Origin of the sequence: Mesorhizobium sp. WSM4310 (assembly GCF_007003935.1) — a bacterium.
Taxonomy (GTDB): Bacteria; Pseudomonadota; Alphaproteobacteria; order Rhizobiales; family Rhizobiaceae; genus Mesorhizobium.
Map to the genome: position 1 here is coordinate 27,527 of NZ_VFTA01000008.1, position 15,124 is coordinate 42,650.

Consider the following 15,124-nt stretch of genomic DNA (forward strand, 5'->3'; position numbering starts at 1 on the left):
CCCTCAGCGATTGGCCCTTGCTACCGCCGAGATGCCGAAAGACGCACGCACCGGCGTGATGTCCTTTTGCGGCGCGCGAACCTTGCCCAAGCCACCGATGGCCGACAGCCATTCGAGATAGAAGGCCAGCGCGAACTGCATGGCGATGCCGGCCGACAGCAGCAGGGTGTCATAGGCAAGCCCGCCCGGATTGATCAGTTTCATCACCTGCGCGACCATGGCGATCACCGTGCCGGCGATGAAGACCGGCAGAGAGCGCTTGCCGAGTATCGCCAGCGGGTGATCAGGGCTGGTGCGGAACAGGTTCGACAGCGCCGGCAAGGCGACGATGAGGTAGCTGACCGCCAGTATATGCAACAGCCGCGGCAGCGACAGGAACGTCTTGTCGAAGCCACCGAGCACCACGGGAAGCTTGAACCAGGTTATCTGCCCCCAAAGCGGGCTGTGCACCCAGACCAGCGCCGTCGCCACATAGGCCGCGGCCGCGCCGACCAGCCAGCGGTTGACCGGAATGACTCCGCCGCGCCTGACATGCAGCATGGCCGCAAGGCCGATGTTGAACAGGAACTGCCAGGACAGCGGGTTCAGGAACCAGAAGCCGGGCTCGGGATAATTGGGCGGAGCGATCTGCCAGATGCCGGCGACGAGCCACAGCGCACCGGACGCGGCAAGTGCCGCGGCAGGCCGGTAGCTGATGAGCAGGACGAAGGCCGGAGCCATCAAGAGCAGCGCGGCGTAGACTGGCAGGATGTTGTTGTAGCCAAGCTGATGGCCGAGCGTGACGATGCCGACCAGCACCTCCGGCGTGTTCTTCATCAATGGCTCGATGTTGATCAGTTTCAGCAGCTCCGGGCGCCTGGCGAACACCGCCACGGTGCAGAACAAGCCGATCACCACCATCGTGGTGACGATGTGGGCGACGTAGAGCACGGCTGCGCGCCGCCACATCTTCAACGTGGCCAGAAGCCGACCACCCGGCCGGAACTTGGTGCCGTAGGCGAGCGCGACCGAGATGCCGGAAATCAGCACGAAAGCCTCGGCCGCGTCCGAAAAACCTAAATTCTTGTAGGTCAGGGTTTCGAAAGCCGTGCCGGGCACATGGTCGATGAAAATGATGATCAGGGCCAGCGCGCGCAGCACATCGATACGCGTATCGCGTTGGGGCGAAATAGGGGTAGTCATCGACAAAAGGCCTCAAAGCTGGTTGTTCATGTCCAGCAATGCGACCCCCGGCGCACCGCTTCGATTCCTCCCACGCGGAGTATATCGGCGCATAAACGGGCCGGAATGCGCCCGGTTCAATCAACTTTCGCGGAGCATGAAAATATTGCGTTTTGAAGCCGGCAAATTGAGCGGAACCTCATATAATCAAGAGGATGCGGGATGATCGGCGACGACCCCGAAAACGCCCCCCTGGTCACGGATATGGCCTTTGCCTATCGCCTCATGGCCGCTGGCAGAGACAGCCGTGAGTGCCTGTTCCTGCTGCATGGGTCGGGTGTCGACGAGACGACCCTGATACCGCTGGCAAGACGGATCGCGCCCCGCGTCACGCTGGTCGCGGCGCGTGGCCGCATCCCCCAGGAGGACGGTTTTCGCTGGTTCGAGCGGATAAACCCGACGCGCTTCGAACAGAAGAGCATCCTCGTAGAGACGGCGGCTTTCGCTTCATTCGCAAGCGAGGCAGCCAGACGCCATGGGCTCGATCCCGATCGCGCAACGTACCTCGGCTATTCGAACGGCGCCAATCTGGTTTCCAGCCTGATGCTGCTCCATCCAGGCATCGTCCGCCAGGCGGCACTGCTGCGACCGATGCCCGTCCTCGACCATGTGCCCGCGACGGACCTGGCGGGAACAAGGATGCTGATCATCGCCGGTGCCGCCGACGAGACCTACGGACCGTTCGCGCCGGCGCTGGTGACGCTGCTCGGCCGCCACGGCGCCGAGATCGACGCCCGGATCATTCCCTCGGGCCATGAAATCGGCGATCCGGACGCGGACATAGTCAGGCAATGGCTGGTGGGATCGGCTGCCGTGGCGTAGGCCCAATCGCAGGCCGCGACCCGTGCCTGCGCTCCGGCAATCGACAGAAGGACTGGAGCCTACCGCCCCATCCTGTTCCAGGCATCAAGCCCGGCTATCTTGTAGGCTTCCGCCAGCGTCGGATAGTTGAAGGTGTTGTTGACGAAGAAGTCGACGGTGCCGCCCAGATTGATGACGGCCTGGCCGATGTGAATGAGCTCTGTGGCGCCCTCGCCCACGATGTGCGCGCCGAGCAGGCGGCGCGTTTCGATCGAGAACAACAGCTTGAGGAAGCCGGTGTTGACGCCCATGATGTGGCCGCGCGAGGTCTCGCGGAAACGCGCCACGCCGACCTCATAGGCGGCCCCACTTTCACGCACCTGTTCCTCGGACTGGCCGACGGTCGAGATCTCCGGCACCGCATAGATGCCATAGGGGAAGGTTTCCGGCGGCGGCGGTAGCGTCACGCCGAAAGCGTGGCAGGCGGCCACCCGGCCCTGCTCCATCGAGGTCGAGGCTAGACTCGGAAAGCCGATGACGTCGCCGGCGGCGTAGATGTTGGGGACGCTGGTCTGGAAGGTCTGCGGATCGACCTTGATGCGGCCTCGGGAGTCTGCCTCGATTCCGACCACGTCGAGGCCCAGGCTGCCGACATTGCCGGTGCGGCCTGCGGCGTAGAGCACGACTTCCGAACGGATGGTGCGGCCATCGGCCAGTTCCACTTCGGCGGCTTCGGGCTTGGAGCGGATTTCCTTCACCGCGCTGCCAAGCCTTATCGTCATGCCGCGATCGCGCATCTGGTGGATGAAATCGTCGACGATCTCGCGGTCGACGAAATCGAGGATGGAATTGCGCGGCTCGACCAGCGTCACCGGCACGTCGAGCGCGGAAAAGATCGTGGCGTATTCGACGCCGATGACACCGCCTCCGATCACCGTCAGCGTGCGCGGCAGGCGGTCGAGTTCCAGCATCTCGTCACTGTCGAAGACGCGGGTCTTGTCGAAGGGCACATCGCGCGGCCGGTGCGGCCTGGTGCCGACCGCGACCAGGGCGTTGGCGAATCCGACTTCGCTGTAATCGCCATTGTCTGATGTCAGGCTGACCTTGTTGGGGCCGAGAAATTTCACCGCCGCGCGGGCGCTCTTGACGGTGTTGCGGATGAACTGGTGCTGCAGCACCTCGACCTCGTGATCGAGCGTCTTGTGCAGGCGTTCGATCAGATCGCCGACGGAAATGTCCTGCTTGACCCTGTAGCCGCGTCCATAAAAACCGCGCTCGCGCCAGCCCGAGAGATTAAGCACGGTTTCGCGCAGCGTCTTCGAGGGGATGGTGCCGGTGTGTACGGAGACCCCGCCGAGGCGCCGGCCGCGGTCGACCACCAGCACCGATTTGCCGAGCTTGGCCGATTGCACGGCGGCGCGGCGGCCGGAGGGGCCGCTGCCGATGACCAGCATGTCATAGTCCATAGTGCCCCGTCCCTCTGCCCCTGAGCGCATTTGTTGCGCCGCAGCAAGCTAATGCCATCCGCCCGGCAAATTCAACCGATTCGGATCGTGTCCTGTGTCGCTCGCGCCTTGCGCCCCCCGACGGGATCCCGACCTTGATTCCTACACAGGCCTTCACCATTTCATTGGCGTGCGGCCCGCACCCTATGTTGGGCCTTGTTACGAGGAAATGACATGAACGCGCGCGTTCTTGACGGCGAAATCATCAACACCCGGCTTGACGATGTCCGGGCCTATGAAGGCGTGCGCACACGGCGCATCCTGGCCTTCGTGCTCGACTACATCATCGTTGCTCTGCTCACCATTCCCTTCGCCATACTGGTGTTCTTCCTCGGGCTTTTGACCCTCGGTCTCGGCTGGATGCTGTTCGGCGTCCTGGTGCCGGCCGTCGCCATCCTCTACATCTGGAACACGCTGGGCAGCGCCGACCAGGCGACCACGGGCATGAAGATGATGGGTATCCGCCTCGATCGTCTCGACGGGCGGCCGATCGACGGCCTGACCGCGGTCGTCCATTCCGTGCTGTTCTGGGCGGGCAACGTCATCCTGTCGCCGCTGGTCCTGCTGGTGACCTTGTTCTCCGACCGCAAGCGCACGCTGCACGACCTTTTGCTTGGCACGGTGGTCAGCCGCACCGACCGTTAAGGGCGTTTTTCGGGAGCGCTTCTGCCTTGTCGGCGCAAATGTGAAGGCGTTCGCATGCCTGCGCCTTCACAATCCTGTTGAATTTTTCGCTTTCCGCGCCAAAGGTAGAGCGACTCGAAGGAGCGTTTCCAAGACGTAAATGACGCAGCATCCGACCCAGTCGCCGCAGTTCTTCCTGACAGCGCCGTCGCCGTGCCCCTATCTCGACGGCCAGTTCGAGCGCAAGGTGTTCACGCACCTGGTCGGCGACAAGGCGTCGGAGATGAACGACCTGTTGACGCAAGGCGGCTTCCGGCGCTCACAGAACATCGCCTACCGCCCGGCCTGCGAGACATGCCGCGCCTGCGTTTCGGTGCGCATCCTCGCCCAGGAATTCACCGCCAGCCGCAACATGAAGCGTGTGCTGCAGCACAATTCCGACCTCGTCGGCGCTATGCACAATGCCGAGCCCTCGACGGAACAATATTCGCTGTTCCGCAGCTATCTCGATGCCCGCCACCGTCGCGGCGGCATGTCCGACATGACGGTGCTCGACTATGCCATGATGGTCGAGGATACCCACGTCGACACCAAGGTGATCGAGTACCGGCGGCGTGGGCCCGACACCTTCATCACCGGCAAGGGTCAGGGCGAACTCATCGCGGTGGCGCTCACCGACAAAATGGCCGACGGCCTGTCGATGGTCTATTCCTACTTCAATCCCGATTTCGAGGAGCGTTCGCTCGGCACGTTCATGATCCTCGATCACATCGCCCGCGCCAGGGCGATGGGCCTGCCCCATGTCTACCTCGGCTACTGGGTCAACGGCTCTCGCAAGATGAATTATAAGATGCGCTTCATGCCGCAGGAGCATCTCGGCCCCAAGGGCTGGGAGCGCTACACCAACGAAGCGGTTTCACGCTGAGTTTATCCACGATCCGCGCTTAAACGGTTTCAAGGCAGGGGATGCTGGTCTTTCAGCCGGTCGGCTGGAGAGAGTGCGCCATTGCACCGGTCAGCCCTCGGCCTGCATTTCATTGCGAAAGTTCCTGCATGTCCTCTCACAACCACCACCAGAAGGGCCTCTTGATAACCGCCATTGGCGGGCTGACTCTGACCGTCGACATTCCGCTGATCCGCCTCGCCGATGGCGGCGCATGGACGATCCTCATGTTGCGCACCGGCACCACTTTCATGGCTGCCCTGGTCATCTGGGCAGTCTGGCGCTCGCTGCGCAAGAACGCGCCGCAACTCATTCCAGGCTGGACAGGACTCGTCGTCGCCGCGTTCTACGGGCTTGGCTCGATCGCCTTCATCACCGGCGTCTTCAATACCTCGACGGCCAATCTCGTCTTCATCCTGGCTTTCACCACCATGTTCTCCGCGCTGCTGTCATGGCTGTTCCTGAAGGAGCGGCCGCGGCCTGCGACGCTCGCCGCGCTGGCGTTGATGATCTTCGGCGTGGCCATCATCGTCGGCGATTCGATCGGCGCCGGACATCTGTTCGGTGACCTGATGGCGCTGTGTTCGGCCTTCTGCATCGCATCGGCCATCACCATCTCGCGAGCCAGCGGCAAGGACATGGGTTTCACGGCTCTGATCGGCGTCATCCTGCCGCTTATCGTTGCGGTGTGCATGGTCTCGAAGACCGGCTTTCACGTGAACGCGCCCTGGTGGATCATCTTCAACGGCGCCGTCATCATGCCGATCTCGTTCTTCTGCCTCGCCGCCGGGCCGAAATACATTTCGGGGCCGGAAGTGGCGATGTTCTATCTGCTCGAAACCGTGCTGGCGCCGGTCTGGGTGTGGATGATCTTTGCCGAGACACCGACCCGCAACAGTCTGATCGGTGGCGCGATCCTGATCGTCACGCTGGTCGCCCATTCGCTCTGGCAACTGCATGACGGCCGTAGGCAGCGGGGTGACCTTGCGGTGCACCATCCGGTCTGACTTGTAATTGATGGGCCTGGCGCAAGTCGCGTTTCGGGATCAGGCGCTGGCCTTCTTCGCCACGCCGGGTTCCGGCAGGATTTCAATCTGCGGCGGCCCGCCTTCGATTTCGGCCGCCGAGTCGGCGGTCAACTCGTCGACCAGTTCCACCTCGCGCAGCCACTCGCGCCAGATGGCGACCAGCAGCGCCATCAGCACCGGGCCGATGAACAGGCCGAGGAACCCCATCGTCTTGACGCCGCCGATCAGGCCGAAAAAGGTCGGCAGGAAGGGCAGCTTTATCGGCCCGCCGACGAGCTTCGGGCGCAGTGTCTTGTCGACGATGAACAGTTCGACCGCGCCCCACAGGAACAGCGCCAGACCGGCCATGGGCGAGCCGCTGGCGGCCAGATAAATCGAGACAAGGGTGAAGGACAAAGGCGCCCCGCCGGGGATGAGCGCCATGACGCCGGTCAGGGCGCCAAGCGTCACCGGCGACGGCACGCCAGCCAGCCAGTAGGCGATGCCCAGCACCAGCCCCTCGCCGATGGCGATCACGGTCATGCCGGTCACCGTCGAGGAAATGGTCGCCGGGACGACTCGCGAAATCCGCTCCCATCGCGTCGGCAGGATGCGTTCGCCCAGGCGATCGACCTGGCCGGCAAAATGCTCGCCGTCGCGATAGGCGAAGAACAGGGCGATCATCATGAACAGCAGCGTCAGGAGCAGCCCAAACGCACTGCCGCCGGCGGCGAGCGCGCCGCGATAGATGCTGCCTATGTTTGCGCCGCTGATCAGCTGGATCAGTTCACCAATGCCGCCGGGATGACCAAAATTGGTCGTCCATTGCTCGTTCAGCCAGTCGCCTACGACAGGCATGGTCGCGATCCAGTGCGGCGTCACGGCCCCATGCCGATTGGTCTCGATCGCCCAGCCGACCCACTCGCGCACCTCGTTGATGGCGTAGGTGCCGGCGAGCGCGATCGGTATCACCAGGAAGGCGAGGATGAACAGGATGGCCAGAGTGGCGGCGATAGTGCGGTTGCCGCCGACACCAGCCAGCAGCCGCTGGTAAAGCGGCCAGCTGGCGAAAGCGATGACAAGTGCCGCCAGCACCGGGAACAGGAAACCGTGGAAGAAATAGACGCCGGCGGCGACGATCAGCACCAGCAGCCAGCGCGCCGCCGACAGCGGCGGAATGACGGCCGACCGCAGCGGCGTCGACAGGCCGAACAGGCGCTGCTGCCGTTCCGGTTTCTGGATCCTGGATTCTTTCAAACGCCCGTCTCTCCCAAACACCTTTCCCCGTTATGCACTGATATAGTGCAGCAATCGTGACGATACTCCAAATGCCCTGGAATCGGCCCCCTTGAGGGAGGTGGCCGGCTGGCCAGAGGGGGGTTGCCGCGCGTAAAGCGCCAGCGTTCTCTGCTCAAAGTATCAGGTCGCGTCCGGTCGAAGCCGGAGGCCGGTCCGGTCGAACCGACCCTCTGTCGCCTTTGGCGACGTCTCCCCTCGAGGGGGAGAGCAGCTACCCGAACTTGCCCGTCCTCGGGAAACCCTTCGGCACCATGCGGCCGGCCGATGCCCGGGCGCCGATCCATTCGGCCAGTTCCTCGCGCGACCTCGTGAAAGTGCGGTCGGCCGAATCCTGCCAGGACAGGCCCGTCTCCAAGCTGAACGGCTTGAGATCGAGCAGGCCGCCATCCTTGTATTTCTGCAGCCGCACGCCCTTGCCGCGGCCCATCTCGGGAATTTCCGAAAGCGCGAACACCAGCATTTTCCGGTTCTCGCCGACGATGGCGAGGTGATCGCCGGTGACCGGCACGCAACGCTTGGCCTCGTCCGGCGCCTTGACGTTCATCACTTGCTTGCCCTTGCGGGTGTTGGCGACCACTTCCTCCTCCGGCACGATGAAGCCATTGGCGTCATATGAGGCCAGCAGCAGCTTGCGCTTCGGATCGTGGACGAAGGCGGTGACGATGTCCTGGTCATTGTCCATGTCGACGATGATGCGGATCGGCTCGCCATGGCCGCGCCCGCCGGGCAGCCGGTCGGCGCCGATTGTGTAGAACTTGCCGCCGGTGGTGAAGACCAGCACCTTGTCGGTGGTCTGCGCGTGGAAGGCGAGCTTGAGGCTGTCGCCTTCCTTGAAGGTCAGCGTCGAAAGGTCGGCCAGATGCCCCTTCATCGCCCGCAGCCAGCCTTTTTCCGAAACCACCACGGTGACCGGCTCGCGCTCGATCATGGCGTGCGCGATGTCGGTCAGGTCGTGCTCGGGTGCATCGGCGAACTGGGTGCGGCGCTTGCCGAGGTCGGTCTCCGGGCCGAACTTGTCACGGATGTTGGTGACTTCCCACTTGATCGTCGACCATTGCTTGGCATCGGACGCCAGCAGCGCCTCGATCTGCTTCTTCTCGGCGCTCAGGCCATCGAATTCCTTGCGGATCTCGAATTCTTCCAGCTTGCGCAAGGCGCGCAGGCGCATGTTGAGGATGGCCTCGGCCTGGTTGTCGGTGAGCGACCAGCGGGCCATCATCACCTGCTTGGGCTCATCCTCCTCGCGGATGATCTTGATCACCTCGTCGATGTTGAGATAGGCGATCAGGTAGCCGGCAAGGATCTCCAGCCGTCTTTCGATCTCGCCCAGGCGATGTTTCGAGCGGCGGATCAGAACGTCGCGGCGGTGGTCGAGCCATTCCTGCAGCACGCCCTTCAGCGACAGCACGTTGGGCACCTTGCCGCGCGACAGCACATTCATGTTGAGGGGGAAACGGCTTTCAAGCTCGGTGAGCTTGAACAGCGATTCCATCAGGATGCCCGGATCGACGGAACGGCTCTTCGGTACCAGCACGACGCGGATATCCTCGGCGCTTTCGTCCCTGATGTCCTCGAGCAGCGGCAGTTTGCGGGCCATCAGCAGTTCGGCGATCTTCTCGATCAGCCGCGCCTTCTGCACGCCATAGGGGATTTCGGTGACGACAATGCTCCAGGTGCCCCTGCCCTGGTCCTCCTGGCTCCATTTCGAGCGCACACGAAAACCGCCGCGGCCGGTCTCGTAGGCCTCGAGAATGGAGGCGCGGCTGTCGATGATGATGCCGCCGGTCGGGAAATCCGGACCCTGGACGAAATCCATCAGCTTCGACACCGGCGCATCGCGATGCTCGATCAGGTGCAATGCGGCGTCGCAAAGCTCGGCCGCATTGTGCGGCGGGATCGATGTCGCCATGCCGACCGCGATGCCGGACGAGCCGTTTGCCAAGAGGTTCGGGAAGGCGCCGGGGAGCACCACCGGCTCCTCGTCCTCTTCATTGTAGGTCGGCCGATAGTCGACGGCATCCTCGGTGATGCCGGACAACAGTTCGGTCGCCACATCGGTCATACGCGCTTCGGTGTAGCGCATGGCGGCGGCGTTATCGCCGTCGATGTTGCCGAAATTACCCTGCCCGTCGACCAAGGGATAGCGCATCGAAAAATCCTGCGCCAACCGCACCAGCGCGTCGTAGATCGACTGGTCGCCATGAGGGTGGAACTTACCCATGACCTCGCCGACGATGCGGGCGCATTTGGCAAAACCCTGGTCGGGGTTGAGCCTAAGCAGCCGCATGGCGTGCATAATGCGGCGATGGACCGGCTTCAGCCCGTCGCGGACGTCGGGCAGCGCCCGGTGCATGATGGTCGACAGCGCATAGGCCAGATAGCGCTCTTCCAGCGCCTTCTTCAGATCGACCGGTTCAATGTGATCGCCACCGCCATCTTGAGGCGGCAAAAGCCTTTTTCCCATGGGCTGGAACTAGCCGAGCGGGCGATTCGCGGCAAGAGGCCGACAGATATACCCGCCGTTCTGCAACATGAAACCGTATGCCTGGGGATGTCGACCAACATCAGCCTGTTACATCAGGCCTTTATGGCCAAGCGTGATGATATCGGGCAACCGGCTCTTCATGACAAATTCACCGGTTTGCGCCAAGACGGTGGGATCGAGTTTGCCTTTCACCGTGATTTTCGACCATGGTACCGGGACACGCCTTTTTCCCGTCCAGTTCGTCACGGAATGGTGATGGCGCGAAGAATTGAAAAACAATTTCAGGACACTCTCAGGGACCTTGCGATGACAATCAAACGCTCAACTCTCCGGAAATTCGCTCTTTCGACCTTCTTGTTCACACTGCCGCTGAACGCGGCCCTTGCCCAGGATGCCGCAGTTGCCGACCGGCTGAAGGCCGCGCTGGCTGCCCAGGGCGTCAACATCTCCTGGACCGGGGTGACCGGCGACAACACCAGCATGGTGCTGCAGGGCGTTGCGATCAAGCCGGCCGCGGAAAAGGAGGCCCTCACCATCGGCGACGTCAAACTCGAGAACGTGACCGCGGCCAATGGTGGATTCGATATCGGCACCGTCTCGACCTCGGCCTTCGAGCACGCCAAGGACGGCGTCACCCTCAACCTCAGCCCCTTCGTCATCCATGACATGGTGGTTCCGGCCGATGGCGCCACCGGCCCGCTGGGCTCGCTGATGATGTACAAATCCGCCGAACTCGCCAACATGACGGTCAAGGTCGCCGACAAGACCGCCTTCTCGATGGATGGGCTTGCCATCCAGATCACGCCGCCCGCGGACGGCAAGGCGATGGAATTCACCGGCAATACGGAAAAATTCACGGCCGATCTCTCTTTGGTCGACGACCCCAAGTCCAAGGAAGTCATCGATGCGCTGGGCTACCAGAACATTTCGGGCAATCTCGCAATGGCTGGCACCTGGCAGCCCTCGGACGGCAAGATGGAACTGTCGAAATACGACATCTCCGTCGAGAATGCCGGCACGCTCGGCATGACCTTCGACCTCGGCGGCTACACGATCGACTTCATCAAGTCGCTGCAGGAAATGCAGAAGAAGATGGCCGCGCAGCCTGAAGGCGCGGACAATTCGGCGCAAGGCATGGCCATGCTCGGCCTGTTGCAGCAGCTGTCGTTCAACGGCGCCTCGATCCGTTTCGACGACGATTCGCTGACCGGCAAGGTGCTGGAATATGTCGGCAAGCAGCAAGGCATGTCGGCCAAGGACATCGCCAACCAGGCCAAGGCGATCGTGCCCTTCGGCATGGCGCAGCTCAACAATCCGGAACTGACGGCGCAGGTGACCGCGGCGGTCAGCAAATATCTCGACGACCCGAAGAGCCTCGAAATCTCGGCCGAGCCGCCGGCCTCGGTGCCGTTCGCGCTGATCATGGCCGGCGCCATGTCCAACCCGCTCGACCTGCCGAAGACGCTCGGCATCAGCGTCAAGGCGAACGAAGACTGATCGAACGGCCTCAGAATACAAAAATAGCCCGGCAGCGATGCCGGGCTATTTTTTTGGATTATCGAGTCGAAAGAATCGGTTCTGGCGGGTTTTTAAAGTACTGCCCGAACCTCGCCATCAGGCGTCCTTCCTGGTCGGGGCGACACGCAGTGCTAGTTCGCGAAGCTGCTGCGGGCTTGCTTCCGACGGCGCGCTCATCAACAGGTCGTAGGCCTGCTGGTTCATCGGGAACATGGTGATCTCGCGCAGGTTCTTGGCGCCGACCAGCAGCATGACGACGCGGTCGACGCCGGCCGCCATGCCGCCATGCGGCGGCGCGCCATACTGGAAGGCGCGGTAGAGGCCGCCGAAGCGTTCCTCGACGGTGGCACGGTCCAGTCCGACCGTCTCGAAAGCCTTGACCATGGTTTCGGGCAGATGGTTGCGGATGCCGCCTGATGCAATCTCGAAACCGTTGCAGACCATGTCGTACTGGAAGGCCTTGATGCCGAGCAGGTCCTCGCCGTTCAGCGCATCGATACCGCCCTGCGGCATCGAGAACGGGTTGTGGGCGAAGTCGATCTTCTTCTCCTCCTCGTTCCGTTCGAAGAACGGGAAGTCGACGATCCAGCACAATTCGAAGCGCTCGCGGTCGACGAGATTCAGTTCCTCACCGGCGCGCGTGCGGGCCGCACCAGCGAAAGAAACGAACTTCTTGGGATCACCGGCAACGAAGAAGGCGGCATCGCCGTCGGCAAGGCCGAGCTGCTGGCGGATCGCCTCGGTGCGCTCCTCGCCGATGTTCTTGGCAAGCGGACCGGCGCCTTCGAGCTTGTCGCCCTCCTTGCGCCAGAAGATGTAGCCCAGCCCCGGCTGGCCCTCGCCTTGCGCCCAGGAATTCATGCGGTCGCAGAAGGCACGGCTGCCGCCGGTCTTGGCAGGAATGCCCCACACCTCGGCCTTCGGGTCGTTGGCCAGGATGTTGGCGAACACCTTGAAGCCGGAATCGCGGAAATGATCGGAGACGGCCTGCATTTCGATCGGGTTGCGCAGGTCTGGCTTGTCGGAGCCGTATTTGCGCATGGCGACATCGTAGGGAATGCGCTGGAACTTCTGCGTCACCGGCTTGCCGTTGGCGAAGGTCTCGAAGACGCCCCGCATCACCGGTTCCATGGTCGACAGCACGTCGTCCTGTTCGACAAAGCTCATTTCCAGGTCGAGCTGGTAGAATTCGCCCGGCAGACGGTCGGCGCGCGGGTCCTCGTCGCGGAAGCACGGCGCGATCTGGAAATAGCGGTCGAAGCCCGACACCATGATCAGCTGCTTGTACTGCTGCGGCGCCTGCGGCAGCGCGTAGAACGTGCCGGGATGGATGCGCGACGGCACGAGGAAGTCGCGCGCCCCCTCGGGCGATGAAGCCGTCAGGATCGGCGTCGAGAATTCGGTGAAGCCGACATCGTTCATGCGCTTGCGCATCTCGGCGATGATTTTTGTGCGCGCCACGATGTTCTTGTGCAGCGTGTCGCGGCGCAGGTCGAGGAAGCGGTACTTCAGCCTGATGTCCTCGGGATAGTCCGGCTCGCCGAACACCGGCAGCGGCAATTCCTTGGCCGCCGACAGCACCTCGATCTCGCGGGCGAAAATCTCGATCTCGCCGGTCGGCAGGTTGGCGTTGACCGTTTCCGGCAGGCGCGCCTTGACCTCGCCGTCGACGCGGATGACCCATTCGCCGCGCACGGTCTCGGCGACCTTGAAGGCTGGCGAATCGGGATCGGCGACGATCTGGGTCAGGCCATAGTGGTCGCGCAGGTCGATGAACAGCAGGCCGCCATGGTCGCGCACGCGATGCACCCAGCCCGACAGGCGAACGGAAGAGCCGACGTCGCTCTTTCTCAACTGGGCACAGGTATGGCTGCGGTAACGGTGCATTGTCATTGGTAAAGTCCGGGGTGCTGGGTGGCAGGCCAAAGCATCGAAGCCCGGCCCAAAATTTGCGCGAAAAGCGCATGGGAGGCCGGATTTGTCAAGGCAAGGAGACGTTGGGCCGTATCCAGGTTCGACCGTCAGGGCTCAAGTCTTTGCCGGCCTCCACGCATTGCCGCTGGACGTGTTTCCTGAGACAACGCATTTATCAAGCGATCTGGTATCAAGCGACCTGGAGACGCCCAGTGCCAAAACGCACTCTCCCGCCGGGCATTGGGCCACACAATGGCCGCGAGCTGGAACTGATGCTTCAGGGCGACAAGCCAATGGCCTTGTTCCAGGCCGAACCGGGCATGGACACCGAAGATATTGGCGACGCCGTCGCACATGCTGCATCGCTGAAACTGCTGAATTCTAGCATGGATTGAACGACTGCGTCCCAAGCCGGGACGAATTCGCCATGGAATGCAACGGCCTGCCCCCTCAATGCCGGCCTACATTTGCCGCTGGCATTGACGAGGGTAATGGTTCAAGAAGGGATCACCGATACGTGATCGCCTTTTCATGTCCTCCATCCGCCCGCTGATCCCGCTTCTTGTCGCCGCAGGCATCCTGCTCGGCGGCAATGGGCTGCAAAGCACGCTGATCGCACTGCGCGGCGCGCAGGAGGGGTTTTCCGCTTCCTCCATCGGCCTGATGGGCACCTTCTATTTCGCCGGCTTCCTGCTCGGCTGCCTGGCCATTACCCGAATCATGAAGGCGGTCGGCCATATCAGGGCGTTTTCGGCACTGGCCGCCATTGCATCGGTCGGCACTCTGCTGCTGGTTCTGGTGCTCGATCCTGTGATGTGGTGCGCCGTGCGCTTTGCCGGCGGCTTCTGCTTCGCCGGACTGTTCACGATCGTCGAAAGCTGGCTGAATTCCGGCGTCACCAACAAGGATCGCGCGCGGGTGCTGGCGATCTACCGGATGGTCGACACCGGCTCGGTGACATCGGCCCAGTTCCTGATCCCGGTCTTCGGCGCCGGCGGCTTCACCATCTTCGCCATCATGTCGATCATGATAACGCTGTCGCTGGTGCCGGTCTCGCTCGGCGACCGCTCCAACCCGACACCGCCGGAGGAGGTCAAGCTCGACCTGGCGCGCGTCTGGCGCATTTCGCCGCTCGGCTGCTTCGGCTGCATCGCCGTCGGCGTCACCAACAGCGCATTTCGCACGCTGTCGCCGGTCTATGCCGAACAGATCGGCATGTCGGTCGCCGATGTCGTAACCTTCGTCAGCGTCGGCATTTTCGGCGGCGCCATCATCCAGTATCCGCTCGGCTACCTCTCCGACCGCTGGGACCGGCGCCGGGTGCTGTTGCTGACGACCTGCTGCGCGATGCTTTCAGCCCTGGCGCTGGTGTTCATCGCCGGCAGCAATCCGCTGTTCAACTTCATCATCATCTTCATCTTCGGCTGTTTCGCCATGCCGCTTTATTCGCTGTCGGCGGCGCATTCCAACGACCGCGCCGGCACGGGCGAGTTCGTGCTGATCAATGCGGCGCTGATGCTGTTCTACTCCTTCGGCGCCATCGGCGGCCCTTTCGCCGCCTCGACAGTGATGCAGCATTTCGGGCCGAGCGCGCTGTTCGTTTTCAGCGCCACCGTCTATGCGATCTTCATCGCCGTCATCCTCTACCGGATGCAGGCACGCTCCGGCGTGCCCGTGGGCAAGCGCAGCCGCTTCATCGCGCTGTTGCGCACGTCGACCGTTTTCGCGCGGCTGGCCAGGCGCAATGGCGATACCGATGGCCCGGGAAGCGCATGATGGCGGCGCCAAAGCTTGACGAAAGCCTTCC

At 62.8% G+C, this 15,124-nt stretch carries 12 protein-coding genes; 7 read left to right on the plus strand and 5 right to left on the minus strand.

The genetic code is table 11. From position 1 onward, the window contains the following. Nucleotides 1-3 precede the first annotated feature (3 nt). Nucleotides 4-1,182 carry an OpgC family protein gene (locus tag FJV80_RS11210; protein ID WP_095770456.1) on the minus strand — a complete coding sequence of 393 codons (1,179 nt, stop codon included), beginning with the start codon at nucleotides 1,180-1,182 and terminating at the stop codon, nucleotides 4-6. 201 nt (nucleotides 1,183-1,383) lie between these two features. Between FJV80_RS11210 and FJV80_RS11215 the strand changes: the two genes are divergently transcribed. Then, complete coding sequence (locus FJV80_RS11215; RefSeq protein WP_142876382.1) at nucleotides 1,384-2,043, plus strand: alpha/beta hydrolase; 660 nt, start codon at nucleotides 1,384-1,386, stop codon at nucleotides 2,041-2,043. Nucleotides 2,044-2,102: 59 nt separating this feature from the next. Here the strand turns inward: FJV80_RS11215 and sthA are convergent, their stop codons facing one another. Then, on the minus strand, nucleotides 2,103-3,488 hold the full coding sequence (gene sthA / locus FJV80_RS11220) for a Si-specific NAD(P)(+) transhydrogenase (RefSeq protein WP_095770458.1): 1,386 nt from the start codon (nucleotides 3,486-3,488) through the stop codon (nucleotides 2,103-2,105). Nucleotides 3,489-3,701: 213 nt separating this feature from the next. On the opposite strand from sthA, the gene FJV80_RS11225 reads away from it, so the two are divergent. From FJV80_RS11225 to FJV80_RS11235, 3 genes are all read left to right on the plus strand, one after another. Next, nucleotides 3,702-4,172, plus strand: a complete 471-nt coding sequence (locus tag FJV80_RS11225) for an RDD family protein (protein WP_095788425.1) — start codon at nucleotides 3,702-3,704, stop codon at nucleotides 4,170-4,172. Nucleotides 4,173-4,311: 139 nt separating this feature from the next. After that, entirely contained in the window at nucleotides 4,312-5,076 is a 765-nt protein-coding gene (locus FJV80_RS11230) for an arginyltransferase (RefSeq protein WP_019857587.1), read from the plus strand. Nucleotides 5,077-5,204: 128 nt separating this feature from the next. Further along, the gene (locus FJV80_RS11235; protein ID WP_142876383.1) at nucleotides 5,205-6,101 is read left to right on the plus strand and encodes a DMT family transporter; all 897 of its coding nucleotides are present in this window, start codon (nucleotides 5,205-5,207) and stop codon (nucleotides 6,099-6,101) included. A 39-nt stretch (nucleotides 6,102-6,140) separates the two neighbouring features. Here FJV80_RS11235 and FJV80_RS11240 read toward each other — a convergent pair whose 3' ends face one another. Together FJV80_RS11240 and parC are read right to left on the minus strand one after the other, a co-directional pair. Next, entirely contained in the window at nucleotides 6,141-7,358 is a 1,218-nt protein-coding gene (locus tag FJV80_RS11240) for an AI-2E family transporter (protein ID WP_095770461.1), read from the minus strand. A 253-nt stretch (nucleotides 7,359-7,611) separates the two neighbouring features. Next, entirely contained in the window at nucleotides 7,612-9,864 is a 2,253-nt protein-coding gene (parC, locus tag FJV80_RS11245; protein WP_142876384.1) for a DNA topoisomerase IV subunit A, read from the minus strand. Between the two features lie 327 nt (nucleotides 9,865-10,191). On the opposite strand from parC, the gene FJV80_RS11250 reads away from it, so the two are divergent. Continuing rightward, the gene (locus FJV80_RS11250) at nucleotides 10,192-11,382 is read left to right on the plus strand and encodes a hypothetical protein (RefSeq protein WP_095770464.1); all 1,191 of its coding nucleotides are present in this window, start codon (nucleotides 10,192-10,194) and stop codon (nucleotides 11,380-11,382) included. A gap of 117 nt (nucleotides 11,383-11,499) precedes the next feature. Here FJV80_RS11250 and aspS read toward each other — a convergent pair whose 3' ends face one another. After that, nucleotides 11,500-13,290 carry an aspartate--tRNA ligase gene (gene aspS, locus FJV80_RS11255; protein WP_185975188.1) on the minus strand — a complete coding sequence of 597 codons (1,791 nt, stop codon included), beginning with the start codon at nucleotides 13,288-13,290 and terminating at the stop codon, nucleotides 11,500-11,502. A gap of 239 nt (nucleotides 13,291-13,529) precedes the next feature. On the opposite strand from aspS, the gene FJV80_RS11260 reads away from it, so the two are divergent. Both FJV80_RS11260 and FJV80_RS11265 read left to right on the plus strand, forming a co-directional pair. After that, a complete protein-coding gene (locus FJV80_RS11260) occupies nucleotides 13,530-13,712 on the plus strand; it encodes a hypothetical protein (RefSeq protein ID WP_245438043.1) in 183 nt (60 codons plus the stop codon). Nucleotides 13,713-13,848: 136 nt separating this feature from the next. After that, nucleotides 13,849-15,093 carry an MFS transporter gene (locus tag FJV80_RS11265; protein ID WP_095770466.1) on the plus strand — a complete coding sequence of 415 codons (1,245 nt, stop codon included), beginning with the start codon at nucleotides 13,849-13,851 and terminating at the stop codon, nucleotides 15,091-15,093. Nucleotides 15,094-15,124: the final 31 nt, after the last annotated feature.